Raw genomic sequence first — 26,330 nt, forward strand, 5'->3', positions numbered from 1 at the left:
CAGCTTTAAACGCTGGGTAAAATAAAACAGGCCGTCTGAAAAGTTTTCAGACGGCCTGTTCGTTTGAATGGTTTAACCTAAGAACCAGAATTTCAATGCCCACAATACGGCGACAATCCATACCATAGGCGGTACGTCTTGGGTGCGGTTGCACAAGAGTTTGATGAGTGCGTAGCTGATAAAGCCAAACGCAATACCGTCGGCAATCGAGTAGGTAAACGGCATGAAGACGATGGTCAGGAATGCCGGTGCAGCTTCGGTCATGTCGTCCCAATCGATTTCGCGCGCGCTGCGCAACATTTGCGCGCCAACATAGAGCAGGGCGGGAGCAGTAGCGAATGCAGGAATGCTTTGAACCAGCGGGGAGAAAATCAGGCAGGCCAGCATCAGGACGCCGACGGTAACAGCAGTCAGGCCGGTACGGCCGCCGGCAGAAACACCTGCCGCGCTTTCAACGTAAGGGGTGGTAGAAGACGTACCCAAGGCAGCGCCTGCAACGATGGCGGTTGAGTCGGCAAGCAGAGCGCGTTTCAAACGCGGCAGTTTGCCGTCTTGCAACAGGCCTGCGCGGTGGGAAACGCCGACCAAGGTGCCGGTAGAGTCAAACAGGTCAACCAGGAAGAATACAAAAATCACGCTGACCATGCTGACGGTGAACAAGCCTTTGAAGTCCATCTGCATGAAAGTCGGCGCAATGCTCGGGACTTCGCCGACCACGCCTTTGAACTTGCTCAAGCCCAAGGCGGTGGAGACGGCGGTCAGCGTCAGAATGGTAATGATAATGGAGCCTTTGACGCGGAAGTGGCCAAGTGCAACCACCATGACAAAGCCTGCCATCGCCAGCAGGGCGGTAGGCTGATGGATGTCGCCCAAGCCGACCAATGTGGCAGGATTGGCCACAATCACGCCTGCGCCTTTGAGCGCAATCAATGCCAAGAAGAGGCCGATACCTGCGGCAATCGACATTTTCAAGCCCATAGGCAGGGCGTTGACCAGCATTTCACGCACTTTAAAGAAGCTGAACAGGATGAAAATGATGCCTGAAATGAAAACGGCACCCAAAGCCACACGCCAGTCCACGCCCATGCCCTTGACGACGGCAAAGGTAAAGTAGGCGTTCAAGCCCATGCCCGGCGCGAGGGCGATCGGGTAGTTGCCGACAAAGCCCATCACGAAACAGCCGATGGCGGAGGCGATACAGGTGGCCACAAATACTGCGCCCATATCCATGCCGGTTTCGCCCAAAATCAGGGGGTTGACGATGATGATGTAACACATGGCGAGGAAGGTGGTCAAACCGGCCATGATTTCAGTGCGGACGTTGGTCTGATTGGCGCTCAGGTTGAACAATCGTTCCAAAACGCTTTGATTTGAAGAACTCATTTAAAAATATTCCTTTTGGGAAAGCCGCTTGCGGGACGGCATCGTCGGATTGGTCTGCAAAAAGTTTGGTTTTTGGCCTTAACTTCTCAACAGATAAGGGAATTTTCGGGCGGTATTATACTGAAAAGCCTTTTGTTCGGGTAATAAAAATACATGAATCAGATAATGCCGTGCCGAACCAAGATAAAGGCCGTCTGAACAGTTTCAGACGGCCTTTGTTTGTGTGTGCTTATACCGGTTTGCCTTTCAGGGAGAAGGTGTAGGCTTCGGTGATTTCCAAATCGATCATTTGGTTGATCATGTCAGGTGTGCCGGTAAAGTTGACCACGCGGTTGTTGGCGGTACGGGCTTGCAGTTGGTCAGGGTCTTTTTTGGAGATACCTTCGACCAAGCAGCGTTGAACCGTGCCGACCATGGTTTGGTTGATGCGCGCGGTTTCGGCTTCGATGACTTCGTTCAAAGCTTCGAGGCGGCGCACTTTTTCTTCGTGCGGCGTGTCGTCGTGCAGGTTGGCGGCAGGCGTACCGGGGCGCGGACTGTAAATAAAGACGAAGCTCAAGTCGAAGGCGATGTCTTTGACCAGTTTCAAGGTTTGCTCGAACTCACGCTCGGTCTCGCCCGGGAAGCCGACGATAAAGTCGGAGCTGAGGCACAAATCAGGACGGATGGCGCGCAGCTTGCGGATGATGGATTTGTATTCCAAGGCGGTGTAACCGCGTTTCATTGCGCTCAATACGCGGTCGGAACCGCTTTGAATCGGCAGGTGCAGGTGGGAAACCAGCTTGGGCAGGTCGCGGTAGCACTCGATAATCGCATCGGTAAATTCGCGCGGATGGCTGGTGGTAAAGCGCAGGCGTTCGATGCCCGGGATTTCGTGGACGATGCGTAATAAGGTGGCAAAGTCGCAGATTTCGCCGTTTTCCATTTCGCCGCGATAGGCATTGACGTTTTGGCCTAAGAGGTTGATTTCTTTAACGCCTTGTTGTGCCAAACCGGCAATCTCGGTCAATACGTCGTTGAGCGGGCGGGAGAATTCTTCGCCGCGGGTGTAAGGGACGACGCAGTAAGAGCAGTATTTGGAACAGCCTTCCATAATGGAAATGAATGCCGAACCACCTTCTACGCGCGCAGGCGGCAGGTGGTCGAATTTCTCGATTTCGGGGAAGGAAATGTCGATTTGAGACAGGCCGGTGGTTTCTTTATCGACGATGAGTTTGGGCAGGCGGTGTAGTGTTTGCGGACCGAAAACCACGTCCACATACGGAGCGCGTTTGACGATGTTTTCACCTTCTTGAGAGGCAACGCAGCCGGCAACACCGATGATTACGTTTGGGTTTTTCTCTTTGAGCGGACGTACGCGGCCTAAGTCGGAGAAGACTTTCTCTTGTGCTTTTTCACGCACGGAGCAGGTGTTGAACAAGATGATGTCGGCGTCGTCAGGTTGGGTAACCTGCTCGATGCCGCCGTGTTCTTCGGCGAGGACGGACAGCATTTTTTCGCTGTCGTACTCGTTCATTTGGCACCCGAAGGTGCGGATAAATACTTTTTTCATGGTTTGTTTTGATTGACTTGCTTGTTGTAAAAGGGTTCAGACGGCCTTTGAATACCCGGGCCGTCTGAAAGTTATTCTTCCGCCTGTTTTTGCGCTTTGGCGTGTGCGGCAAACCTGTCGGCCTCGGCATCGGTCAGAATCCAGATTTCGCGGACGAGGCGGCTTTCTTCGTTGTATTTGAACGCGACGGCTTTGCCGGTTTGATTCAGCAGGCGGCCCATGGGGATAAAACGGTCGTTTTCATCGTGGATTTTGGTAAAGCGCGTGATTTGCAGTTTGGCCGCATTGCCGTCCACAATGCCCAAGGTCAGCAGGCGCGTCCAAGAAAAACCGCCTTTGCTGACTTTCAGATAAGGCAGATCGACAGTCTTTAAAACGGCCACGTCCATATCGTCGGGCAGGCTGCGTTGTGCATGGACGAGGGAGGACGCCAAAAGGGCGAGGCTGAGTATGAATCCGCGTAACATGATGCTTTTCTTTTATTGTTTCAATAGGTCGCGGATTATAGCACAAGCAGGAAAAATGTGGATAGAGTGTTTGTTTTTAAAGAATAATTTTGATTTTGCGCCCGATTCTTATTTTGAAGCTTGGGCCGTCTGAAAAGGATTTGGTGTTAAAATGGCACCGATTTGATTTTCAGATGACCTCTTACGAAAGAATTGACCATGAACCGTAATGAAAGCTTGTTCAACCGCGCCAAAGCCATTATTCCCGGCGGCGTGAACTCTCCTGTGCGCGCATTCGGCAGCGTCGGCGGTGTGCCACGCTTTATCAAAAAGGCAGAAGGCGCGTATGTTTGGGACGAAAACGGCACGCGTTATACCGACTATGTCGGCTCTTGGGGCCCTGCGATTGTCGGCCATGCCCACCCTGAAGTCATTGAAGCCGTGCGCGAAGCGGCATTGGGCGGTTTGTCGTTTGGTGCGCCGACTGAAGGCGAAATTGTCATTGCCGAAGAAATCGCCAAAATCATGCCGTCGGTCGAGCAGCTGCGCCTTGTCAGCTCCGGTACGGAAGCGACGATGACCGCTATCCGTCTGGCACGCGGTTTTACCGGCCGTGACAAAATCATCAAGTTTGAAGGCTGCTACCACGGCCATTCTGACAGCCTGTTGGTTAAAGCAGGCAGCGGTCTGCTGACGTTTGGCAATCCTTCTTCCGCCGGTGTACCTGCCGACTTTACCAAACACACCTTGGTACTCGAATACAACAATATCGCCCAACTGGAAGAAGCCTTTACACAAAGCGGCAATGACATTGCCTGTGTGATTTTGGAGCCATTTGTCGGCAATATGAATCTGGTTAGGCCGTCTGAAGCCTTTGTTAAAGCCTTGCGCGAATTGACCGAAAAACACGGTGCCGTATTGATTTACGACGAAGTGATGACTGGCTTCCGCGTGGCGCTGGGCGGCGCGCAATCTTTGCACGGCATCAAACCCGATTTGACCACCATGGGCAAAGTAATCGGCGGTGGCATGCCTTTGGCGGCGTTCGGCGGCCGTAAAGACATTATGGAATGTATTTCCCCGTTGGGCGGCGTGTATCAGGCAGGCACCTTGTCCGGCAATCCGATTGCGGTTGCGGCCGGTTTGAAAACGCTGGAAATCATTCAGCGCGAAGGCTTCTATGAAAACCTGACTGCCTTGACCCAACGCCTCGCCAACGGTATGGCCGACGCGGCCAAAGCGCACGGCGTTGAATTTACGGCAGACAGCGTGGGCGGCATGTTCGGTCTGTATTTTGCCAACCATACGCCGCAAAACTATGCCGACATGGCGCGTTCCAATATTGAAGGTTTCAAACATTTCTTCCATGGTATGCTCGACCGCAATGTCGCATTCGGCCCGTCAGCTTATGAAGCCGGCTTTGTTTCCGCCGCGCATACGCCCGAGCTGATTGACGAAACCATTGCTGCGGCACACGAAGTGTTCAAAGAAATGGCGAAATAAAGTTAAAGCTGTCATGTGAAAAAAGGCCGTCTGAAAAATATTCAGACGGCCTTTCGCTATTTTAAATCAATGCTTGATTATGCTTCTTCGGCTTTGCTGCGGATAATCAGTAGAGGCAGGTGGCTTTGACGCATTACGGTCTCGGCGAAGCTGCCCATCAGCAGGTGCATCAGGCCGGTGCGGCCGTGTGTGCCGAGTACCAGCAGGTCTGCGCCGTTATTGTCGGCGTAGTCAACCAAGTCTTGCGCCATTTCGCGCGCGCCTTTGTTGGCAACCAACAGGTGTTTCACGATATTTTCAACGCCGCTTTCGCGCGCTGTTTTTTCTGCGAAATCCAAAACTTCGTTGCCTTGAGCCACTGCGGCGGCTTCGTAGCTTTCGTGTTGCAGGAATTCAGGAGCCAAAGCCATGTATTCGGCAGGGTTGGCAACGTGAACCAAAGTCAGTTGGGCTTTGTTGAGGCTTGCCAGTTCGGCGGCGTGTTTCAATGCATTGAGGGAGGTCTCGCTACCGTCAACGGCTACAACTAGATGTTTGTACATATTTATTCTCCTTTTGCGCCGAGTAGCGGCACTTTCGTTTAATATGAAATCAGAACTTGTCTGAATGTGAAACGATTATAAACTCTTTCGGGCGGGTACAACAGCCCATCTGCTTTCAAGTATAATGTCTGTCCGAATCGCCTGTGGCGTTTTTCATTAATTTATTGATATATCACAAGGTTACTTATGCAGGACGCCGCTTTTCTTTCTTCGCGCCGCTTTGGCGGCATTACCAGACTTTACGGAGACGAAGCACTGGCGCGCTTTTCGCGTGCGCATGTGTGCGTGGTCGGCGTCGGCGGCGTCGGCTCGTGGGCGGTAGAGGCTTTGGCGAGGAGCGGTATCGGTCGTTTAACGCTGATTGATTTGGACAACGTTGCCGAGTCCAATGTCAACCGTCAGTTGCACGCTTTGACCGATGATTTCGGTAAGGCAAAAGTTACCGCTTTGCGCGAACGCATTGCCCAAATCAATCCGCAATGCGAAGTAACGGAAATTGAAGATTTTGTTACCGAAGACAATCTGGACGAGCTTTTCAGACGGCCTTTTGATTTTGTCATCGATGCCATTGACCAAATCCGTGTCAAAGCGGCGATGGCGGCATATTTCGTGCGACATAAACAACCGTTTATTATCAGCGGCGGCGCGGGCGGACAGAAAAATCCGGCTTTGATTCAAACCGCCGATTTGAGCCGCGTTACCCATGATCCGCTGCTTTCCAACCTACGCTACACCTTGCGCAAACGCTACGGCTTCAGCCGCGATACCAAAGAAAAAATGCGCGTGCCTTGCGTTTATTCAACCGAGAATATTACGCCGCCGCAATCCGGCGAAGCGTGTTCGACCGATGCCGCGCCGCAAGGTTTGTCCTGCGCGGGCTATGGGGCGAGTATGCTGGTAACGGCTTCGTTTGGGCTGTATTGCGCGCAGGCTGCGGTGGAGCATATCGCAGGGCGGAAGTGAGGGGTAGGGGAAGATGGTGAAGAGCCGATTTTTTAAAGCCTACTTTATCGCCAGTCTGATTTATGCGGTATGGTTCGGCGTGTTGATGTATGCCGTCGATCCGATGTTTCTCGATGTGATGGAATGCAATACGCTGCCGGGCGATTATTTGTGTGTGCAAAGCGGTTATGACCGCCCATTCACCACTTTTCTTTATCCGTTTCTGTCCGTCGTGATATTCAGCCTTTTACACGCCGGGATCATGAAATGGCGCAAACGCCGTTCGGTTAAAATGATTTGGTTTTTGGTCGGCTGCGAAAGTTTGCTGCTGTTGGCTTTGATAGTGGCGATGCTTGCGAGGGATGGTTTTGTATTGTCCCGCGATATCGGCTCAGTACTGACGGGTACGGTTTTCGCCAGTCTGCCGCTGTTGGGCATGGCCTTGGCCCAGACCTTTGCCATCGCCATTGTTTCTTTGCAAATCAATCGTAAAAAACGCTGATTTTTATATTAAAAACGGGTTGTCCCCGTTTTAGACGGCCTTTTGTTGATGAAACTTCTTACTAAACTTAAAAAGAAAAAGACTCTTTAACCATGCCTTCAGAACACCTTATCTCTTCCACTGCAGCAACGCCGTCTGAACATACCGTTGCGTGGGTGTTCGGTCAGCCTGTCACTGATGTGCCGCAGGATTTGTTTATTCCGCCTGATGCGTTGAAGGTGGTATTGAGCAGCTTCCAAGGGCCGTTGGATTTGTTGCTGTACCTCATCCGCAAGCAGAATATCGATGTCCTCGATATTCCGATGGTGAAGATTACCGAGCAGTATCTGCACTATATTGCCCAAATGGAAGCATATCAGTTTGATTTGGCGGCAGAATACCTGCTGATGGCGGCGATGTTGATTGAAATTAAATCGCGCCTGCTGTTGCCGCGTCCCGAAGAAGTTGAGGATGAAGAGGCGGATCCGCGTGCCGAGTTGGTGCGCCGTCTGTTGGCTTACGAACAGATGAAACTGGCGGCTCAGGGGTTGGATGCGTTGCCGCGTGCCGGACGTGATTTTGCTTGGGCTTATCTGCCGCTGGAAATCGCGGTCGAAGCGAAGTTGCCGGAAGTGTATGTTGCCGATTTGACGCAGGCTTGGTTGGGTATTTTGTCGCGCGCCAAGCATACGCGCAGTCATGAAGTGGTGCGGGAAACCATTTCCGTGCGCGCGCAGATGACGGCGATTTTGCGTCGCTTGAACGAAAGCGGTATCAGCAAGTTCAGCGATTTGTTTAAGCCGGATCAGGGCGCGACATATGTGGTGGTCAATTTTATTGCATTGCTGGAATTGGCTAAAGAAGGCTTGGTGCGTATCGTGCAGCCTGAAAATTATGGTGAAATCGAAATCAGCCTGAAAGACGGTTTGGAAACAAACGAAGCCAAAATGTTTTCAGACGGCCTTGAAGCCGATGAAACCGATAACGAAAATTTGAAAAAAGAGAACTAAAATGAATTCGACGACAAGTCATAACAAAGCTTCTTTATGGGCGGTGGGCTTAATGCTGTTTGCCCTGTTTTTTGGGGCGGGGAACCTGATTTTTCCTGCTTTTTTGGGACAGCAGGCCGGTGAAAACTGGCTTTCGGCCATGTTCGGCTTTCTGCTGACCGGGGCGGGTTTGCCATTATTGGGCGTGATTGCCGTCGGCTATTCCGGCTCGCGCGATGTGGAGGCATTGGCTTCCCGCGTTGCGCCTTGGTACGGCGTGACTTTTGCCACCGCACTTTATCTGGCAATCGGCCCTCTGTTTGCAATGCCGCGTACGGCGACAGTGTCTTTTGAAACCGCGATTTCCCCATTCATTGATGAATCTTGGAAAAACATTGCATTAGCCGTATTCAGCCTGGTGTTTTTCGGCATGACTTATTGGCTGTCGATTTCTCCGGGGAAGCTGGTTGACCGTATCGGTAAAATCCTCACGCCTGTTTTGTTGTTATCAATCGCGATATTGGTCGGCTATGCCGCCATTAATCCGATGGGCATGCCGCAGGCGGCGCAAGGCGATTTTGCCACTCATCCGTTGGTTAAAGGCATTTTGGAAGGCTACGGCACCATGGACGCGCTGGCTTCGCTGGTGTTTGCCATTATCGTCATCGATGCCGTTCGCGCCATGGGCGTGGACAACCGCGCGGACTTACTGAAGACCACGACGATTTCCGGTGTGTTGGCGGCTTCTTGTTTGGCAGTGGTTTACCTGTTTATCGGCTATATGGGCGCGACAGGTGTGGCCGGTATCGGCTTGCAGGAAAACGGCGCGTCGGTTTTGTCTAAAACCGCACAGCACTATTTCGGTACGGCCGGTATTGTGTTGCTTGGTGTCATGGTGTTGCTTGCCTGTCTGAGTACGGCGGTTGGCTTGATTACTTCATGCGCCGAATATTTCAACCGTCTTTACCCGGGTATTTCTTATAAAATCTTTGTGATACTGAATACGGTGGTGTCTATCCTGTTGGCCAACAAAGGCCTGTCAGCGATTTTGCAGTTTTCCATCCCTATGTTGATGCTGTTGTATCCGCTGACCATCGTCATCATTTTGTTGGCCTTGACAGATAAACTGTTTGGCGGCGGCCGTATTGTCTATTTCTGCACCATGATGGCGGCCCTTATGGTCGGCTTGCTCGATGCCTATAAGGCCGCGTTTGGATTTGATGCCGAAACCGCGGCTGCCATCGAGCGCGCATTGCCGTTTTACAATATCGGTTTAGGGTGGGTTGTTCCCTCTTTAGCCTGCTTTATACTCGGCTGCATTTTGAATGCGGCGTTGAAGAAAAAAGCATGATGATAAACAGGCCGTCTGAAATGTTCAGACGGCCTGTTTATTTCGCCGACCACGCAAACGACAGATGATTTTTTTAAAGAAATCCGTTATAATTGAAAAGTTAAGGCTTTGCGGAATACCGTTTCGCAGATGCAACATATTGAGAAGATTTATTTCCACAAATCCCGTTTTTTCAGCAAACGACTTGAACTGAAGGCGGATTTCGTGGTATAAATCGCGTTTTACTATTTTAGAAGTTTGGAGACTAACCATGGCACGAGTTTGCAAAGTGACCGGTAAGCGCCCGATGTCTGGCAATAACGTATCACACGCCAACAACAAAACCAAACGTCGTTTTTTGCCTAACTTGCAATCACGTCGTTTCTGGGTAGAAAGTGAAAACCGCTGGGTTCGCCTGCGCGTTTCTAACGCTGCATTGCGCACCATCGATAAAGTAGGCATTGATGTCGTATTGGCTGATTTGCGTGCTCGCGGCGAAGCTTAATTTAAACACCATTAATTAAGGATTACTGCAATGCGCGATAAAATCAAACTGGAGTCCAGTGCTGGTACTGGTCACTTCTACACAACTACTAAAAACAAACGTACTATGCCTGGCAAACTGGAAATCAAAAAATTTGACCCAGTAGCCCGTAAACACGTTATTTACAAAGAAACTAAATTGAAATAATCCGGTTTCTTCCAAGAAAAAGCTCCTGTTTTTCAGGAGCTTTTCTTTTTTCTCGATTGGTTTGGGAGGCTTGTTTCAAATGTGTATGCAAGATATTTTTGGATTGCTTTGGAAGAGGCAAAATACAAAGAGCGTGTATCCATTGGGATTACGCTCTTTTATTTTTCAGACGGCCTGATAGGGGATAAGCAGTCTTAAATCACTAATAAACATTCAACAATGACTTAATGATCGACTTTGATGCCTTGGTTGTCGGAATGTTGTTTTTTATCCAGCTCTTTTTGCAAGGTATCGCATGGCGTGTCGCAATCGCACATTTTCTTCATGCCGAGAGAGGAAATGCCGCCGCAGCTGCCTTTGATGGTGCGTTTGGAGAAGATATAGCCGACTGCCATGCCGAGGATGACAATGATAAAAATGCCGAAAGTAAGGAGGAGGGTTTTCATGTGTGTATTCCTGAAGGTTAGTTTAGTAATTTCTTGAATGCGCTGGACATTTTAGTATGGTAGCCGCCTTGCGGGGTCCGGATGATAAGGAAAACGGCGAGATTTTCTTGCTCAGCAAGTTTAAGTGCTTCGGTTTCTCCGAGGACGAATAAGCCGGTTGAAAGGCCGTCTGCAAGTGTGGCGTTTTCAGCGACTACGCTGATGGAAGCAAGGTTGTGGCTGATGGGTTGTTTGGTTTTAGGGTTGATGATATGGGAAAGGCGGCGGCCTGACTTATCGACATGGAAAATGCGGTAGTCGCCGGATGTGGCCAGTGATTTATTGTCCAATGGAATGGTGATTTGAGTGGCGCCGCCTTGAACGATATTGGGTTGCTCGATGCCGATACGCCAAGGGTTGCCTTGCGCATTGCGGCCTTTACCATGCAACTCGCCTCCAATTTCTACCAAATAATTGCCGATATTGAGTTTTTCAAGTTCGGCGGCGGTTTTATCCACACCAAAGCCTTTGGCAATGGAGGATAGGTCTAAATAGACTTCGGGATGGGTTTTCGCCAGTGTAGGCTGCTGTCCGTCTTGGGAAAGTTTGAGTTTGTCCGTACCGACCATTTCTGAAGCATGTTGGATTTCTTGTGCAGTCGGTTCGTGCGTGATTTCTTTTTGCGGACCGAATCCCCAAAGGTTGACCAAGGGGCCGACGGTTACGTCTAGTGCGCCGTGCGTCAGGTTGTTTAAACGCAAGGCTTCGCCGGTTACATAGGCAAAGTCTTGGGAAATGGGCATGGCCTGATTGACAGTGCGCAGCTGGTTGAATTGGCTGATTTCGGAATCGGTCTGGTAGGTAGACATTTGCCGATTGACTTCTTTAAGCGCATCATCAATGCGTTTTTGTATTTCGGCGGGGGAGGGGAGTTTGTCTTGGCCGTCTGAAAGATATTTGACAGTATAGGTCGTGCCCATGGTCTCGCCTTGCAGGGTAATGGTTTGTTGTTTTTCAGGTTGGCAGGCAGAGAGCGTGAGTGCGGAAACGATGGCAACGGTACAACCGATTATCGGACGGTAAAATGAATTTGAAAGAAACGGCATAAGGGATTTGCGGATTATTTTTTGAAGCCTTTATTGTATCGTAAAAGAAAGGTTCAGGCCGTCTGAAAGTATGGTTTTCAGACGGCCTGCCAATAAAAAAGGAAGAAACCGAAGTTTCTTCCTTTTTGTCTGTTAGCCGCCGAAATCGTCCAAAAGGATGTTTTCGTCTTCCACGCCCAAGTCTTTGAGCATTTTGATCACGGACTGGTTCATGATTGGAGGGCCGCACATGTAGAATTCGCAGTCTTCCGGTGCTTCGTGGTTTTTCAGGTGGTTTTCGTAAACCACGTTGTGAATGAAGCCTGTGTAACCGTCCCAGTTGTCTTCAGGCAATGGGTCGGACAGAGCGACGTGCCATGTGAAGTTCGGGAATTCTGCTGCGAGTTGGTCGAAGTCTTCGACATAGAACATCTCGCGTTTAGAACGTGCACCATACCAGAAGGTAATCTTACGTTTGGAGTTCAAACGTTTTAGCTGGTCGAAAATGTGGGAACGCATCGGAGCCATACCCGCACCACCGCCGATAAATACCATTTCGGCATCGGTGTCTTTGGCGAAGAATTCGCCGAACGGACCGGAAATCGTTACTTTATCACCGGGTTTAAGCGACCAGATGTAAGACGACATTTGTCCCGGAGGCGCATCAGGTACGCGCGGAGGCGGCGTGGCGATACGCACGTTCAGCATGATGATGCCTTTTTCTTCTGGATATGAAGCCATGGAGTAGGCACGCAAAATCGGCTCGTCCACTTTGGAAACGTATTGCCACAGATTGTATTTGTCCCAGTCTTCGTGGTATTCCTTAGGAATGTCGAAGTCTTTATAGGCAACAGTGTGAGGAGGGGCTTCAATTTGAATGTAGCCGCCGGCGCGGAAAGGAACTTCTTCGCCTTCTGGAATGGCAAGCTTGAGTTCTTTAATGAACGTTGCTTTGTTGTCATTCGAGATGACGGTACATTCCCATTTTTTCACGCCGAATACTTCTTCTGGTACTTCGATGTCCATGTCGGTTTTAACGTTGACCTGACAAGACAGACGGCAGCCTTCGCGCGCTTCGCGTTTGCTGATGTGGGACAACTCGGTTGGCAGAATGTCGCCACCGCCGCTTTTCACGACAACGCGGCACTGACCGCATGAGCCGCCGCCACCGCAGGCGGAAGGAACGAAGATGCCTTGGCTGGCAAGCGCACCCAGCAGTTTGCCGCCGGCAGGCATCGTCAGCTCTTTTTCGTTATTGACTTTGATGGTGATGTCGCCTTCGCTCACCAACTTGGATTTGGCAAACAGAATCATCAGTGCCAAAACCAAGACGATGAGGGTAAACATCACAATACCTAAAATAATCTCCATGCCGATTCCTTTCTTATAACTGGATGCCGGAGAACGACATAAACGCCATTGCCATCAGGCCAGCGGCGATAAAGGTAATGCCCAAGCCTTTGAGGCCTTTAGGGACATCCGAATATTTCATTTTTTCGGTAATGCCCGCCAAAGCGACAATAGCCAAAAGCCAGCCCAGACCTGCACCGAAACCGTATACAACGGACTCGCCGAAGTTGTATTCGCGTTGCGCCATAAACGATACGGCACCGAAAATCGCGCAGTTTACGGTAATCAGAGGCAGATAGATACCCAATGCGTTGTAGAGGGCAGGGACGAATTTGTCCAAGAACATTTCCAAAATTTGCACCAAAGCGGCAATCACGCCGATGAAGGTGATGAATTTCAGGAAGGTCAGATCCACGCCTTCAACCAGCGCGCCGTCTTTTAACAGCGAGTAAACAAGTTGGTTGGCAGGGACGGACAGGCCGAGTACGAAAGTTACAGCCACGCCCAAACCGAATGCAGTGGATACTTTTTTAGATACTGCCAAAAATGTACACATCCCTAAGAAGAAGGAAAGTGCCATGTTTTCCAGAAAGACGGATTTTACAAAGAGGCTTAAGTAATGTTCCATGTCTTATTTCTCCGCCTGTTCAGGTTTCCAAGTGCGCAGACCCCATACCAAGAAGCCGATGATGAAGAACGCGCTAGGGGCGAGCAAGAACAAGCCGTTGGTTTGATACCAGCCGCCATCTTGTACAGTTTGGAAAATGGTGTAGCCAAAGAGCTTGCCTGAGCCGATCAGTTCGCGGATGGTTGCGATGATGATCAACATCAGGCCGTAACCTGCACCGTTGCCGATACCGTCAACCAAGCTCTCCAAAGGAGGCTCTTTCATGGCAAATGCTTCGGCACGGCCCATCACGATACAGTTGGTAATAATCAGGCCGACGAATACGGACAGCTGTTTGGACAGCTCATAGGCAAAAGCTTGGAGCAGTTGGTCAACCAGCGTTACCAAGGAAGCAACAATCGCCATTTGCACGATAATACGGATGCTGTTGGGGATATAGTTGCGTACCAAAGAAATGAAGAAGCTGGAAAAACCGGTTACCAAAGCTACGGAAATACCCATCACGATGGCCGTCTGAAGCTTGGTGGTAACCGCCAAAGCCGAACAAATCCCTAAAACCTGCAAGGCAATCGGGTTGTTGTCGATAAAGGGTGAAAACATCAAATATTTCAAGCGTTTCATGTCAGCCATTATTGTGCTCCTGCTGATTTCAATTTGTTCAGGTAGGGGATATAGCCGTTTTCGCCGAACCAGTAGGCGAACGAACCTTGCACGCCTTTAGATGTCAGCGATGCGCCGGAGAGGGCATCTACGCCGTGTTCTTTGTCCGAACTTGCACCTTTGCCGACATGCAGGGCGAGTTTGCCTTGTTCGTCAAACAGTTTTTTGCCGACGAATTTTTGTTGCCACAACGGATTGCCGATTTCGCCGCCCAAGCCCGGGGTTTCGCCTTGGTCGTAGTAGGTGATGCCGTTGATGGTGTTGCCATCGGGTTGGATGGCGACAAAGCCGTACATAACAGACCACAAGCCGTTGCCGTGCATAGGCAGGATGATTTGGCTGACTTTGCCGTCATCGCCTTTTACCAGATAAACCTCGGTGTATTTGGCACGGCTTTTGATGCCGGCCAAATCGTCTTCGGGTTTGATTTGGATGCTTTGGGCAGGGTCTTTGCCTGCGATGCGTGCGCTGAAGTCTTTCGGCGCATCTTTCACGTATTCGCCGGTTGCCAAATCGACAACGCGTTGCTCGATACGCTCGGCAAAGGTTTTGCTGATGTCGGTGTTTTTATCCATCAAACCGGCTACACTCAAGATATAGCCTTGTTTGTCTTGGAGTTTTTGTTTCTCTTGGATGGGTTTCAAGCCGACGACCGCACCGGCAACGATGATGGAACAAATCAGGCTGACAACCAATACCACAATCAGCGTGCCGCTGAAGCTGTCTTTATCGAATTTCTTAGCCATTGCTGCGCGCCTTTCTGCGTTTGATGTTCGCTTGTGCGACGAAATAGTCGAAAATCGGGGCAAACAGGTTGGCAAACAGAATCGCCAACATCATGCCTTCGGGGTAAGCAGGGTTGACCACGCGGATCAATACGCACATCACGCCGATTAACGCGCCGTACCACCATTTGCCGACATTGGTAAAGGAAGCGGAAACAGGGTCGGTCGCCATAAACAGCATACCGATGGCAAAGCCGCCGACAACCAGATGCCAATACCAAGGCATGCTGAACATCGGATTGGTGTCCGAACCGATGAAGTTAAACAGCGAAGACATGGCAATCATACCGATCATCACGCCGGCAATAATGCGCCAAGAGGCAATACGGGTGAACACGATAAACGCGCCACCGATTAAGAGCGCCAAAGTGGATACTTCGCCGATTGAACCGGGCACGTTACCGATAAACGCATCCATCCAAGTGATGGATTTACCGGTAACGGCATTTTGCAGGCCGTCTGCACCGTGTGCCGCCCATTGGGCCAAAGCAGTGGCACCGGAATAGCCGTCAACCGCAGTCCAAACGGTGTCGCCGGTAATATTCGCAGGATAGGCGAAGAACAAGAAGGCACGGCCTGCAAGAGCAGGGTTCATGAAGTTTTTACCTGTACCGCCGAATACTTCTTTCGCAACCACAACGCCGAAAGAAATACCTAAAGCCGCTTGCCACAAAGGCAGGGTAGGGGGAACGATCAAAGCAAACAGAATCGAAGTCACGAAGAAACCTTCGTTGATTTCGTGTTTGCGCACAGTGGCGAACAAAACTTCCCAGAAGCCGCCCACAACAAATACAGTCGCGTAAATCGGCAGGAAGAAAATCGCGCCGAACAGCATTTTGCCCAACACGCCCGCTTCAGACGACATATTGATGCCCAAAGCGTTGGCAAGGGCGTAATGCCAGTCGTTGGCGATATTTTGTTGCAGCAAATCAGGCGTTAACGCACCGAATGCCTGTACGCCGACGTTGTACATACCGTAGAACATGGCGGGGAACAAAGCCAGCCATACCAAAATCATCATGCGCTTGGAGTCGAGCGCATCGCGGACGTGGGCCGCTTTGCGCGTTACCGCGCCGGATGTGTAGAAAATCGTCGCCGCAGCTTCATAGAGGGCATACCATTTTTCATGTTTGCCGCCCGGCAGGAAGTGCGGTTCGATTTTTTCAAGAAAATGTTTCAAGCCCATAATCAGCCTTCCTTCTCAATGGTTTCCAGCACCTTGCGCAACAGCGGGCCGTATTCGTATTTGCCCGGGCAGACGAAACTGCACAAAGCGAGGTCTTCTTCGTCCAATTCCAAGCAACCCAGTGCCTGAGCGCTGTCGGTATCGCCGACGATTAAATCGCGCAAGAGCAGGGTAGGCAGGATATCCAATGGCATCACGCGCTCGTAAGTGCCGATCGGTACCATGGCGCGGTCGCCGCCGTTGACGGCTGTGTTGAACTTGAAGAGTTTGTTTTTCAGGAAATGGCCGAGGGTTGTGCGCGTGATGGAGTATTTGTCCGGTTGTGGCGCGACCCAGCCGAACAGCTCTTTGCTGCGGCCTTCTTCGATAACGGAAATCTGATTGTGGTAGCGGCCGAGGTAATCGTGTGCGCCTTGTGCAATCGCGCCGTTCAATACCGAGCCGGAAATCACGCGGTTGTCTGCGTCAACCAATTCGCCCGCAGTAATTTGCGATACTTTCGCACCCAAAACGGTACGCAAGAGGCGGGGTTTGTTGACTTGAGAACCACCCAAGGCAATTACGCGCTCAGTGTTCAGACGGCCTGTTGCAAACAAACGGCCAATGGCAATTACATCTTGATAATTGATGGTCCAAACGGTTTTGTTCGCACCGACTGGCTCGATGAAATGAATGTGTGTGCCACTCAAACCGGCAGGGTGCGGACCGCCAAATTCATGTGTTTCGATGTTGGCAGCATTTTCAGACGGCACATCTGCGCCGGCTGCTTTACATACATGGATTTTACGCTCGGTCAGGCGGCTTAATACCAACAGGCCGCGTTTGAAGTCTTCGGCGGCTTCTTTGATGATGACCGTAGGATCGGCAGCCAGCGGATTGGTGTCCATCGCATTGACGAAGATGGCGAACGGTTCGGCATCAACGGCAGGGATTTTGCTGAACGGACGGGTGCGCAGCGCAGTCCACAAACCGGATTGGATCAGGTTGCGGCGCACTTCTTCGCTGCTCAATTTTGCCAGCGCTTCAGGTGCGTAGCGTTCGAATTCGATTTCGTCGTTGCCTTCAACGGCAATCACGACTGACTGAAGTACGCGCTTTTCGCCACGGTGAATCGCGGCGATTTTGCCTGAAGCCGGAGCAGTGAATACTACGCCCGGATTCTTTTTGTCTTCAAACAGCACTTGGCCTTTTTTGACGGCTTCGCCTTCCTTGATTTTCATCGAGGGGCGCATGCCGACATATTCTTCGCCAAGCAACGCGACTTCGGTAATGGCCGGGCCGTCATAAATGACTTGCTCCGGTCTGCCCGCGATAGGCAGGTCTAAGCCTTTTTTTATCTTAATCATAAGGATGCGTTACTTTTTGGTGGGTTGAGATTCGGATGTCGGATTGTTTTTTCAGACGGCATGTAATGATTTGAAACAAAGGATGGGCCGTCTGAAAAAAGCAGAGGTTTGCTATAAAAACAACGAATAAACGCAAACAACAAAGCTTTAGATTTTATCAGGTATAGGCTGCTTTATGTCAGTTTTACGCTTATTTTTACGGGAAAAGTGGGAAAAAAGTAGGAATGTGTAATCGAGTGTTAAGGGGGATGATTTTTAACTGATTGATATTTAAACGCTATATTTGATGATATAGCTGAAAATAAAAGGCCGTCTGAATTTCAGACGGCCTCTAAGTTTAAAAGAGCTGCCAAACGAAGAAAATCATCGTATGCAGGGCAAACAGCGGTACCAATACAATTACCGACCATGCCATGTAGCCGAAGAAGGAAGGCATCGGTACGCCGCGTTGTTCGGCAATGGCTTTGACCATGAAGTTCGGCGCATTACCGATATAAGTGAGCGCACCCATAAATACGGAACCCATGGATACTGCCAGCAACGAATGGAACAGATGGCCTGTCATCAAAGCTTGGGCATCGCCACCGGCCATATTGAAGAACACCAAATAAGTCGGCGCGTTATCCAAGAATGCCGACAGAATGCCACTCATCCAGAAATACATCACATTAATCGGATTGCCTGCCGCGTCGTGAACCAAAGAAACAACGGAAGCCAATGCGCCTGTTTCGCCGGCTTTCAAAATCGCTAAAACAGGCGAAATGGTAATGAAAATACCCAAAAACAGTTTGCCCACTTCGGCAATCGGCTCGAAGTTGAACTCATTACCTGCGCGTACCTGTTTGGGCGTAATAATCCAAGATACGGCGGTCAAAGCCAGCAAAATGCCATCGCGCATCAGGTTTTGCAAGGCGTAATGGCTGCCCAAGATTTCAAAGCCCGGATGATTTGGTTTCCACAAGCCGGACAATAAAACCGCGCCGACAACACCGGCCAGTAACAGAAAATTCCATTTGCCATAGATTTTGACTTTTTCTTCTTTATCGGAAGGAGCAGGAGCAAGGTGTTCGCTTTGTTCGCGGTTGAAGTGTCGGCTGTCGATGATGTAGAAAACGGCCAGCAAAATCACAGAACTAATCAATACAGGCATCAGCATGTGTTTGACCGTCCACATGAAATCTACGCCTTTCAGGAATCCTAAGAACAGCGGAGGATCGCCTAAAGGAGTCAGACCGCCGCCGATATTCGCCACCAAGAAAATGAAGAAAATCACGATGTGAACGCGGTAGTGGCGTTTATGGTTGGCTTTCAAAAGCGGACGAATCATCAACATCGCCGCGCCTGTCGTCCCCATGATGGATGACAAAGCCGTGCCGACTGCCAACAGGGTTGTGTTCAATTTAGGCGAACCATGCAAATCGCCGCTGACAAAAATACCGCCTGAAATGGTATAGAGCGCCAAAAGCAGCAGGATAAAGGGGATATATTCTTCAACCAACGCATGGGCAACGGTATGCACGCCGGCTCCGAAACCAAAGGTTATGATAAACGGCGTTAAAAACAGCAGCGTCCAAAACGCTGTAATTTTGCCGAAGTGGTGGTGCCAAATACGGGAGAAAAACAGAGGTCCGAGTGCAATGGACAAGAGAATCAGTGCAAACGGCAGACCCCAAAGCAGGCTTGCGGATGAGCCGTCAAAATCGGATGCCGCAGCAGGAAAGGCGGCAAGAAGCAGTAAAAATGAGAGATAGCGCATAGTATTTCCTTTTTATTCTGTTGCGCCGTGAGGAACTTCGTTGAGAAAGCACGGCGGTGAAATATTCAGGCCGTCTGAAAATACCCAGACGAACTGCGCGGTTGTGTCAGGGGAAAGTATAACGCAAAGCAAGTGTTAAGGGACGGTTTAGAGTGTTGGAATCTAAAGAAATGTTGATACAAATAAAGAAATAAAAGCGATGGGAGTAGTTGGAAGTAGTAAAAAAATGTTTTTGAAACAGGAGCTTGAAATCTCAAAAATAATACTATCGAAAAAATACTTTGAATTAATTTTAGCTAAAATTTACATTTGATTGAATAAATAAAGGCCGTCTGAAAAATAAGGGTTGAATAGGGTGTTTTAGGTGTTACTGATTGTTTTGACAGATAAATTGGGTATGAAAACAAAAACAGGTGAGCGAAAATGCCTACCTGTTTTATTTTATGCCTCCGGCCGTAACCACATCCACACCGCCACGCAGCTGCAACAGATTGATGATACGGCACCAATCCACCAGCGTTCCGGAAATTGCCAAAACATAAACAGGCAAGAAAGGGCCATCATGCCGATAGCGAAAAACTTTGCCTTACGCGGCACGGCGCCGTTGTTTTCCCAGTTTTGTATGATGGGGCCGAAATAGCGGTGATGATAGAGCCAATTGTGAAAGCGCGGCGAAGCTTTTGCCCAGCAGGCGGCGGTCAATAAAATGAAAGGCGTAGTCGGCAGTAATGGCAGGAAAATGCCAATAATGCCCAAGACGAGCGACAATGCGCCGCAAAAAATCAACAAATAGCGAACCATCTTCCCGTCACCAATTATTTGTTTTCAGACGGCTTGTGATGTGGAAATGGACAACGCGGAATGTCTAATTTATCCCAGCCCTCATGCCCCATTTTTTCCAGCAGCGCGATATTGCGGTCGAAAATTGCCGAGGCGTCAGGAAATGCTTCAGCCGCTTTGGCAATACTGTCTTCACGAATCAGATGCAAGGTCGGATAGGGCGAGCGATTGGTGTAGTTGCTGATGTCGTCGGCTTCTGTGCCTTCAAATTGAAAATCGGGATGGAACGGCGCAATTTGGACAATGCCTTCCAATTCGTTTTCTACAACGGCATCGTCGGCAATTTCCAGCATTTGGTTGAAGGTTTCAAAATCAGGGAACAGTGTCGGATGAACCAGTAAAGTGGTTTCCAATTCCGAAGCGGGCGTATTGCCCAGAAGCTGCAATTCACGATCCAAGTCCTCAAGGAAGCCGTCCAAATGACGGGCTTTGCTGACAACGATGCGAACCAGGTTTTTAACGTGTGGCGCTTTGGCAAACGGGCAGAGATTCAGCCCGATAACGGCTTTTTCCAACCATTGTTTGGTATGTTCTGAAACAGTATCGATATCGAGATGGGCGGTGTCAGTCATAGTAAAAGCTTATGTGAATTATTCTTAAAAAGTATACAAGTGTATGGACGTGAAAGCAAACCATTGGAATTTAAAAGGCCGTCTGAACAACAGACGGCCTTTATCAGTTTCAAATCATTAATCCTGAACCAAATGAACCAAAGGCAGAGCGGTCGTGTTTTTAATTTCTTTCAACACAAAACTTGATTGCGCATCTTGCACGCCGTGGTGCGAAAGCAGCGTGTCCAAAACAAAATGGGAAAACGCGTTCATATCGGTAAAAAAGGCATGGAGCAGATAGTCGGTTTCGCCCGTTAAAGCAAAGCAGCTCAATACTTCAGGCCAAGCGCGGACAGATTCGGAAAAATCCTCGCGTGCATCTTTTGCCTTGCTAATTGAAACACGGATAAAAGCCTGCAAGCCCAAGCCCAAAGATACGGGAGAAAGCTGGGCCGCGTATTTTTGAATAATGCCCGCATCTTCAAGCTGTTTGAGACGGCGCAGACAGGGAGAAGGGGAGAGCGCCACCTTTTCAGAAAGCTCAACATTGCTCAACCGCCCATTTTCCTGCAAAACCTGCAGAATCTTTAAATCCGTTTTATCCAAGTTTAGATGAGGCATGATGGTTCTCCCAGTGTCGATAATATATGTTTTGAAAATGAAAAATGCTTAAAAATAAAGACTTGCATGGTTAAATTATATATTGAGTTCAGATGTGCGACAAATTGTCTTATCAGGGGTGTTGCGAATTTGTTTTATGTAGTTGTGAAAAGATGAAGGCCGTCTGAAACTAATCAAGACCAAAGTTTTATGTCATATTAGGATTGGATATAAAGAGGCCGTCTGAAAATGATTTCAGACGGCATTTATTTTCGTAATGTGATCATTCAGGCTCTTAAGGACCTTGTTTTGGAGAGTTTTGTTCTTTTGCTTTGTTCGCTTTCCGCGTTTGTATTTGGCTTTGTTTGGGGTGTTTTCTTTGCAATGTATTTGTGTGTTTTTCTTAGGGTATATGCTTGGTTCTTATCCGTGTGAGTTGTCACGGCACATGGCGGGAACCATCATCGGATCCAGCGTTCCGCCGCATTGCCAGTTGAGCAACCAAGTCGAATCGTTATGATTTCGATAAGGGGTCAGGGTCAGGACTTTGCCTTTGTTTTGCCCTTTATCGAAAGGAATACTGATTTTACCTGTATCTGCTTCTACGGTTACGCCACCGTTTTGGATGTATGTACCGCCGATGCGTTGAGCGGTAACGCCGATTGAGCCTTGTTTGCTGACATCCTCTGCATTGGGCAGGCGGTTATTTACCGCTGAGGCAATGCTGATTTCGGTTTTCAGGTCATCGGCAAGGTATAGTGCTTCGGAGGCTTGCGCCCTACCGGTATAGTTTTGGTAAGTGGGTATGGCGACAACAACCAGAATACCGAGGATGGCGATAACTATCATCAGCTCAATCAGGGTAAAACCTTTTTGGGCTTGAAGTGGGGTATTCATTTGAGCGTATCGTTTTCAAGTTTTTTATTTTTATAAAGCAAATCCCATAATTACCTTATGGGATTTGCTTTTATCTGAAAAATGCTACTGATGTGAAAATTATGGATTAATTAGTAGTAGCAGGAGTTCGGCAGTTAGCAGGAACGTGTTTAGGTTCGCCACCAGAAAATTTACATTCCCATTTAATAGGTGCCTCAGCATTTGCTTGAGAAGGGGTCAAAGTAAATACAGGATCTTTATTTTTATTTTTATCTACACCAGTATTTCTCGTTTCTACTGTAATTTCGCCACCATCCGCAATAGTAATAGTTTTTACATATTCACTGCCGTTTTCAGGGAATGAGTAACCTGTATTACCTTTGTTAGTGCCATCGATACCTTTAACTGAGCCCAAACCATCTAATGCAGTAGCAGTTTCTGCTACAGCCAATTTTGCAGGTTCGGCCAAGCTCAAGCCTTCAGATACTTTGGCGCGGATAGTGTAGTCTTGGTACGCAGGCAGAGCGATTACGGCCAAGATGCCCAAGATGGCGATGACGATCATCAATTCGATCAGGGTAAAACCTTTTTGGATTGCTTTCATTGTTTAAAACTCCAGTTTGAAAGTGTGAATAATTGTGTTTAAGTAAAAAGTCCGTAATGTGCTTGGCACTATGTATTATGAGTAAACCATAAGTAAGAAGGAATATACAGCTTCCGTCGGGCTTGCTGCTTTGAGGCTTGGGCCTTATCGGATGTGTTGTTACAAGCAGTCTGTGTGCCAAGTTCGCAAAATTGATTAAAAATTTTATTTTTTATTTTTTATTCATTGTTTTTATTTGGTTTATTTTTTAATTTTTAAGTTTTATGAGGTTTTGTTTGAAAGTTTCAGGATTTTAGGGAATTTGGGTGGTTGACGTTTTTTGTCAGTTTTGTGTTTTTTGTGACAGGGAAAGGAGGCAAGTTTGGATGTGTGACGTTTTTTGTTAGAAATTAAGCTTATTCAATAATATGTTAATTGATTTAGATAGGCAGTATCTTTATGGATTAATCGGTAGGTTTAATATTTTGTGATTTTATTTTTTTGTTTTTTATGGGTTTTATTTTGTATACGTATTTTGTTTGAATATGGATGAGGAAAAGATTTGGAAGGAAGGATTTTTAACGAGGGTTTGGTATAATAGGTGAATGAAAATTTGTTATTAGAATTATATTCATTTGGGTTATGATTTTAGAATGTAGTTTTATGTCAGAGCAATGGTCTGTTTTGAATTTTAAAGTTTTGGATTTCTTGAGTGTTTTAAAAGAGTATATTCAGGATGTTTATATTTTTGGGTGTGATTAGGGTGAGCAAAAAATGCTCACCCTATGTTTTTAAGATGTTCAGACGGCCTTTATGGGGTCAAGACTTCGATCAATGCTTGTTTTAGGGTGTTTTGGGTTTGCGGGTCTTGTAGGGATGGGCTGTAGGTAATGAAGCTGTCCTCAATGCGTTGATCCAAGGTGGTGATTTTGGCGTAGCGCAGGCTGATGTTGTGTGCGAAGAAGGTCTCGGCGATGTCGGCGAGGAGGTGGGGGCGGTTGACGGCGGTGATGTCTATGGTGTGCCAGCCGGGATAATCTTCTTCGGGGGTGATGATCACGGTAGGCGGAATGGGGATGTGGCGGATACGGCGGCTGATGTGCGGGCGGCCGCTTTGTTTTTGGACGGTGGTATTGCCGTGGATGAAGCTGTTGAGTTCGGCTTCGAGTGCGCTTTGGCGGTCGGGATATTCTTCGGGCGGGAGATTGTCGGGAAGTTGGAGGATAAAGGTGTCGAGGATGTAGTCGTGCTCGGTGATGAAGGCGCGGGCGGCTTGGATATCGAAGCGGTGGCTGCTGAAGATGCGGCAGAGGCGTGCGAAGAGGCGGTCGCCGTTGGGCATGAAGACCATGACTTGAAGGCTGTTGCTTTGGGGGAGAATGCGGCTGCGGACGGCCGGACTTTGGGTGTCGTAGGCGAGGTTTGCGGTGTGCCAGAGGATTTCCCGCGTTTGATGGCGGACGTAGTATGCGCTGCCGAGGATGCGGCGGAGTTTTTGTTGGTTTTTGAGGGGAACGGCTGCGCGCGTGAGTTGGTCGGCCGCGGCTTGTTCGCGTCGGTTGGGGAGGCGCTCGGGATCGTGGTTTTTGCTGTTTAAAACGGCGGCGGTGCTGTGGTAGAGGGTTTGGAGCAGGCTGGCGCGCCATGTGTTCCAAAGTTTGGGGTTGGTGCCGCGGATGTCGGCAATGGTAAGCAGGTAGAGTGCGTCGAGGTATTCGCGTGTGGGAATACGGCGGCAGAAGGCTTGGAGGACGTGTGGGTCTTGGATGTCTTCTTTTTGGGCAACGGTGGACATGAGCAGGTGGTTTTCAACCAACCATGCGAGGAGGTGGCTTTCTTCTTCGGTGTAGTAGTGGTCGGCGGCGAATTGTTGTGCGTCTTTGATGCCTTCTTTGGCGTGATCGCCGCCGCGGCCTTTGGCAATGTCGTGCAGCAGGGCGGCGGTGTAGAGGATGTGCGGTCGTGGGTAGGCCTGCATGATGGCGCTGGCCTCGGGCATTTCGTGGCTGTGGGTTTCGATGGCGAGACGGCGCATATTGCGGACGACGGTCAGGATGTGGTCGTCTACGGGGTAAATATGGAAGAGGTCGTGTTGGAGCAGGCCGGTGATTTTTTCCCAGGCGGGGAGATAGCGGCCAAGTACACCGTAGAGGTTGAGAAAACGGAGGGTTTGGGTGAGGCCGGTGCCGTGTTTGAAGAATTGGATGAAGCGGAGGCGGTTTTCTGGATTTTGGGTGAAACGGGCGTTGATTTTCCGTGTGGCCGCCCACCATGCGCGCAGGGTTTGCGGCTCGATGGTGATGATGTTTTGCTCCTGCATGGTTTGGATGATAGTGAAGATGTGTTCGGGATTTTGCTCGAACAGGGCAAGGTCGTTGGCGGCGATTTGGTGGCCGATGCGTTTGTAGTGGTTGTCGATGGAGTGAATGTGCTGGAGGCGGCCGGGGGTTTGATGGTTTTTGAGAATCGGAATGAGGATGCCGTTGAGTTGTTTGATGGCTTTGGTGGCGCGGTAGAAGGTGTGCATCAGGGCTTCGCTTCTGCCGCGGATGTCGGGTTGGGTATAGCCTAAGCTTTCGGCAACTTGGGACTGGTAGTCGAAAAGCAGCCTGTCTTCGGGGCGGTCGGCGGTAAGGTGGAGGTGAATGCGGATGTTGGCGAGGCGGCGGTAGCCGTGGGCCAGCATGCCGGCTTCGGCGCGGGTGAGGACGCCGGCGGTAACGAGGGCGGTGGGGTTGCTGTCTATGCCTTGTGCTTTGGCTGTCCAAATCAGGGTGTGGATGTCGCGCAGGCCGCCGGGGCAGGTTTTGATGTTGGGTTCGAGTTGTGCGCCTGTGCCTTGGGATTTGGTGTGGCGTTGCTCCATTTCGAGGAGTTTGGCTTCGATGAAGGCAGCTGTGTTGCGGCGTGTGTTGAGTTTGTTTAGAAGTTGGGCGGTAAGGTTGGGATTGCCTTGTAGATGGCGTGCTTCAAGAAAGGCGGTTTCGCCGGTAATGTCGTTTTGGGTGCTTTGGAGGATTTCTTCTATGCTACCGCTTTTGATGGCGGGATTGAGGCGTGCGTCCCAAAGGGTTTGGATAAATTGGGCGGTTTGCTGTTGCAGGCCGTCTGAAAATGGGGTAGAGGAAATAATCGCTAAATCCCAGTCGGAATGGGGATAGAGTTCGCAACGCCCGAAGCCGCCGATGGCAATCAGACTGATGTCGTCGCTGTCGGGAAAGTGGATTTGCCAGAGGGTTTGCAGTAGGGTTTCGGCAGCGGCGATATGGTCGCGGAAGTAAGCGGTAGGGCGGTTGTTTTGGCGGTAGGCGGCTTCTGCTGCGGCTTTTTGCTGCCGGTAGGTTTGGATGGCTTGTTGGGCGGCGGTCATGATGGTGTCTGGCTGTGAATTAGGCTTGGGTGTCGGCAGGCTCGGTCATTTGGCGGAGCATTTCTTGCGGCGGAAGGAGAAGTTTGTAAGGGGCGATTTTGAGTGCGGATGCGATTTTTTCGATGTTGGAAAGGGCGATGTTCCAGCGTTTGCGCTCGACGGCGGAGACGTAGGTACGGTCGAGTCCGCATTGGCGTGCGAGTTCTTCTTGCGACCAGCCGTGGTTGACGCGGTAGAGGCGCATGTTGTAAGCGATAACGGCACGGAGGTCTTGCGGATCGGGCAGGCTTGGAGGGGGAGTGAGTTTGTTGACCATGGTATTTTGAGTTTGTGGTTTGAACGATAAGGAGATTTTATACTATTTTTGTGAGGGGAAAGGAAAGGCCGTCTGAAAGTTTTCAGACGGCCTGAGACCTTTGCAAAATTCCTT

Annotated in this window: 27 protein-coding genes; 7 read left to right on the forward strand and 20 right to left on the reverse strand. The window is 49.7% G+C overall.

Translation table 11 applies throughout. From position 1 onward, the window contains the following. Nucleotides 1-72 precede the first annotated feature (72 nt). From HMPREF2606_RS09835 to HMPREF2606_RS09845, 3 genes are all read right to left on the reverse strand, one after another. A complete protein-coding gene (locus HMPREF2606_RS09835) occupies nt 73-1,383 on the reverse strand; it encodes an NCS2 family permease (protein ID WP_070843588.1) in 1,311 nt (436 codons plus the stop codon). A 229-nt stretch (nt 1,384-1,612) separates the two neighbouring features. Continuing rightward, nucleotides 1,613-2,935 carry a tRNA (N6-isopentenyl adenosine(37)-C2)-methylthiotransferase MiaB gene (miaB, locus tag HMPREF2606_RS09840; protein ID WP_004519557.1) on the reverse strand — a complete coding sequence of 441 codons (1,323 nt, stop codon included), beginning with the start codon at nt 2,933-2,935 and terminating at the stop codon, nt 1,613-1,615. Nucleotides 2,936-3,006: 71 nt separating this feature from the next. Further along, nucleotides 3,007-3,402: a hypothetical protein gene (locus HMPREF2606_RS09845; protein WP_004519559.1), complete on the reverse strand. Its 396-nt coding sequence runs from the start codon at nt 3,400-3,402 to the stop codon at nt 3,007-3,009. 198 nt (nt 3,403-3,600) lie between these two features. Here HMPREF2606_RS09845 and hemL point away from each other — a divergent pair, with 198 nt between their 5' ends. Continuing rightward, a complete protein-coding gene (hemL, locus tag HMPREF2606_RS09850) occupies nt 3,601-4,884 on the forward strand; it encodes a glutamate-1-semialdehyde 2,1-aminomutase (RefSeq protein WP_070713517.1) in 1,284 nt (427 codons plus the stop codon). 77 nt (nt 4,885-4,961) lie between these two features. Here hemL and HMPREF2606_RS09855 read toward each other — a convergent pair whose 3' ends face one another. Next, nucleotides 4,962-5,426 carry a universal stress protein gene (locus tag HMPREF2606_RS09855; RefSeq protein WP_003680896.1) on the reverse strand — a complete coding sequence of 155 codons (465 nt, stop codon included), beginning with the start codon at nt 5,424-5,426 and terminating at the stop codon, nt 4,962-4,964. A 186-nt stretch (nt 5,427-5,612) separates the two neighbouring features. Between HMPREF2606_RS09855 and HMPREF2606_RS09860 the strand changes: the two genes are divergently transcribed. The 6 genes from HMPREF2606_RS09860 (at nt 5,613) to rpmG (ending at nt 9,859) form a co-directional block, all read left to right on the forward strand. Next, on the forward strand, nt 5,613-6,389 hold the full coding sequence (locus HMPREF2606_RS09860; RefSeq protein ID WP_070713512.1) for a tRNA threonylcarbamoyladenosine dehydratase: 777 nt from the start codon (nt 5,613-5,615) through the stop codon (nt 6,387-6,389). A 13-nt stretch (nt 6,390-6,402) separates the two neighbouring features. Beyond that, nucleotides 6,403-6,870 (forward strand): hypothetical protein, encoded by a 468-nt coding sequence (locus HMPREF2606_RS09865; protein ID WP_070713509.1) that lies wholly within the window; start codon nt 6,403-6,405, stop codon nt 6,868-6,870. Between the two features lie 92 nt (nt 6,871-6,962). After that, on the forward strand, nt 6,963-7,859 hold the full coding sequence (locus HMPREF2606_RS09870) for a segregation and condensation protein A (protein ID WP_070713506.1): 897 nt from the start codon (nt 6,963-6,965) through the stop codon (nt 7,857-7,859). A 1-nt stretch (nt 7,860) separates the two neighbouring features. Further along, the gene (gene brnQ / locus HMPREF2606_RS09875) at nt 7,861-9,189 is read left to right on the forward strand and encodes a branched-chain amino acid transport system II carrier protein (RefSeq protein WP_070713505.1); all 1,329 of its coding nucleotides are present in this window, start codon (nt 7,861-7,863) and stop codon (nt 9,187-9,189) included. 250 nt (nt 9,190-9,439) lie between these two features. Then, nucleotides 9,440-9,673 (forward strand): 50S ribosomal protein L28, encoded by a 234-nt coding sequence (gene rpmB / locus HMPREF2606_RS09885; protein WP_002216391.1) that lies wholly within the window; start codon nt 9,440-9,442, stop codon nt 9,671-9,673. Between the two features lie 30 nt (nt 9,674-9,703). Further along, a complete protein-coding gene (gene rpmG / locus HMPREF2606_RS09890; protein ID WP_003684373.1) occupies nt 9,704-9,859 on the forward strand; it encodes a 50S ribosomal protein L33 in 156 nt (51 codons plus the stop codon). A 224-nt stretch (nt 9,860-10,083) separates the two neighbouring features. Here the strand turns inward: rpmG and nqrM are convergent, their stop codons facing one another. From nqrM to HMPREF2606_RS09975, 16 genes are all read right to left on the reverse strand, one after another. Beyond that, a complete protein-coding gene (gene nqrM, locus HMPREF2606_RS09895; protein WP_003680888.1) occupies nt 10,084-10,305 on the reverse strand; it encodes a (Na+)-NQR maturation NqrM in 222 nt (73 codons plus the stop codon). A 17-nt stretch (nt 10,306-10,322) separates the two neighbouring features. Next, nucleotides 10,323-11,390 carry an FAD:protein FMN transferase gene (locus HMPREF2606_RS09900; RefSeq protein ID WP_083297198.1) on the reverse strand — a complete coding sequence of 356 codons (1,068 nt, stop codon included), beginning with the start codon at nt 11,388-11,390 and terminating at the stop codon, nt 10,323-10,325. Nucleotides 11,391-11,522: 132 nt separating this feature from the next. After that, a complete protein-coding gene (gene nqrF, locus HMPREF2606_RS09905) occupies nt 11,523-12,740 on the reverse strand; it encodes an NADH:ubiquinone reductase (Na(+)-transporting) subunit F (RefSeq protein WP_004519569.1) in 1,218 nt (405 codons plus the stop codon). 13 nt (nt 12,741-12,753) lie between these two features. Further along, entirely contained in the window at nt 12,754-13,347 is a 594-nt protein-coding gene (gene nqrE, locus HMPREF2606_RS09910; RefSeq protein ID WP_003684365.1) for an NADH:ubiquinone reductase (Na(+)-transporting) subunit E, read from the reverse strand. Between the two features lie 3 nt (nt 13,348-13,350). Further along, complete coding sequence (locus HMPREF2606_RS09915) at nt 13,351-13,977, reverse strand: NADH:ubiquinone reductase (Na(+)-transporting) subunit D (protein WP_070713501.1); 627 nt, start codon at nt 13,975-13,977, stop codon at nt 13,351-13,353. Further along, nucleotides 13,977-14,753: a Na(+)-translocating NADH-quinone reductase subunit C gene (locus HMPREF2606_RS09920; RefSeq protein ID WP_003748805.1), complete on the reverse strand. Its 777-nt coding sequence runs from the start codon at nt 14,751-14,753 to the stop codon at nt 13,977-13,979. The genes HMPREF2606_RS09915 and HMPREF2606_RS09920 overlap by 1 nt, the downstream gene beginning before the upstream one ends. Beyond that, on the reverse strand, nt 14,746-15,978 hold the full coding sequence (locus tag HMPREF2606_RS09925; protein WP_070843589.1) for an NADH:ubiquinone reductase (Na(+)-transporting) subunit B: 1,233 nt from the start codon (nt 15,976-15,978) through the stop codon (nt 14,746-14,748). The genes HMPREF2606_RS09920 and HMPREF2606_RS09925 overlap by 8 nt, the downstream gene beginning before the upstream one ends. A gap of 2 nt (nt 15,979-15,980) precedes the next feature. Then, nucleotides 15,981-17,324: a Na(+)-translocating NADH-quinone reductase subunit A gene (locus tag HMPREF2606_RS09930; protein ID WP_070615826.1), complete on the reverse strand. Its 1,344-nt coding sequence runs from the start codon at nt 17,322-17,324 to the stop codon at nt 15,981-15,983. Between the two features lie 337 nt (nt 17,325-17,661). Further along, nucleotides 17,662-19,080: a sodium:proton antiporter gene (locus tag HMPREF2606_RS09935; protein ID WP_070822676.1), complete on the reverse strand. Its 1,419-nt coding sequence runs from the start codon at nt 19,078-19,080 to the stop codon at nt 17,662-17,664. 441 nt (nt 19,081-19,521) lie between these two features. Then, entirely contained in the window at nt 19,522-19,881 is a 360-nt protein-coding gene (locus tag HMPREF2606_RS09940) for a YbaN family protein (RefSeq protein WP_070822674.1), read from the reverse strand. A 14-nt stretch (nt 19,882-19,895) separates the two neighbouring features. Further along, nucleotides 19,896-20,492: a DUF1415 domain-containing protein gene (locus HMPREF2606_RS09945; protein ID WP_070822672.1), complete on the reverse strand. Its 597-nt coding sequence runs from the start codon at nt 20,490-20,492 to the stop codon at nt 19,896-19,898. 117 nt (nt 20,493-20,609) lie between these two features. Then, nucleotides 20,610-21,092 (reverse strand): Lrp/AsnC family transcriptional regulator, encoded by a 483-nt coding sequence (locus HMPREF2606_RS09950; protein WP_003684427.1) that lies wholly within the window; start codon nt 21,090-21,092, stop codon nt 20,610-20,612. A gap of 402 nt (nt 21,093-21,494) precedes the next feature. Beyond that, complete coding sequence (locus tag HMPREF2606_RS09960) at nt 21,495-21,968, reverse strand: pilin (RefSeq protein WP_070843590.1); 474 nt, start codon at nt 21,966-21,968, stop codon at nt 21,495-21,497. Between the two features lie 106 nt (nt 21,969-22,074). Then, nucleotides 22,075-22,551 carry a pilin gene (locus HMPREF2606_RS09965; protein WP_070843591.1) on the reverse strand — a complete coding sequence of 159 codons (477 nt, stop codon included), beginning with the start codon at nt 22,549-22,551 and terminating at the stop codon, nt 22,075-22,077. Between the two features lie 790 nt (nt 22,552-23,341). Continuing rightward, nucleotides 23,342-25,900 (reverse strand): [protein-PII] uridylyltransferase, encoded by a 2,559-nt coding sequence (gene glnD / locus HMPREF2606_RS09970; protein WP_070843592.1) that lies wholly within the window; start codon nt 25,898-25,900, stop codon nt 23,342-23,344. A 19-nt stretch (nt 25,901-25,919) separates the two neighbouring features. Next, a complete protein-coding gene (locus HMPREF2606_RS09975; RefSeq protein WP_003680870.1) occupies nt 25,920-26,216 on the reverse strand; it encodes a helix-turn-helix domain-containing protein in 297 nt (98 codons plus the stop codon). Nucleotides 26,217-26,330 lie beyond the last annotated feature (114 nt).

It is taken from the genome of Neisseria sp. HMSC070H10, assembly GCF_001837635.1.
Classification (GTDB): Bacteria; Pseudomonadota; Gammaproteobacteria; order Burkholderiales; family Neisseriaceae; genus Neisseria; species Neisseria subflava_A.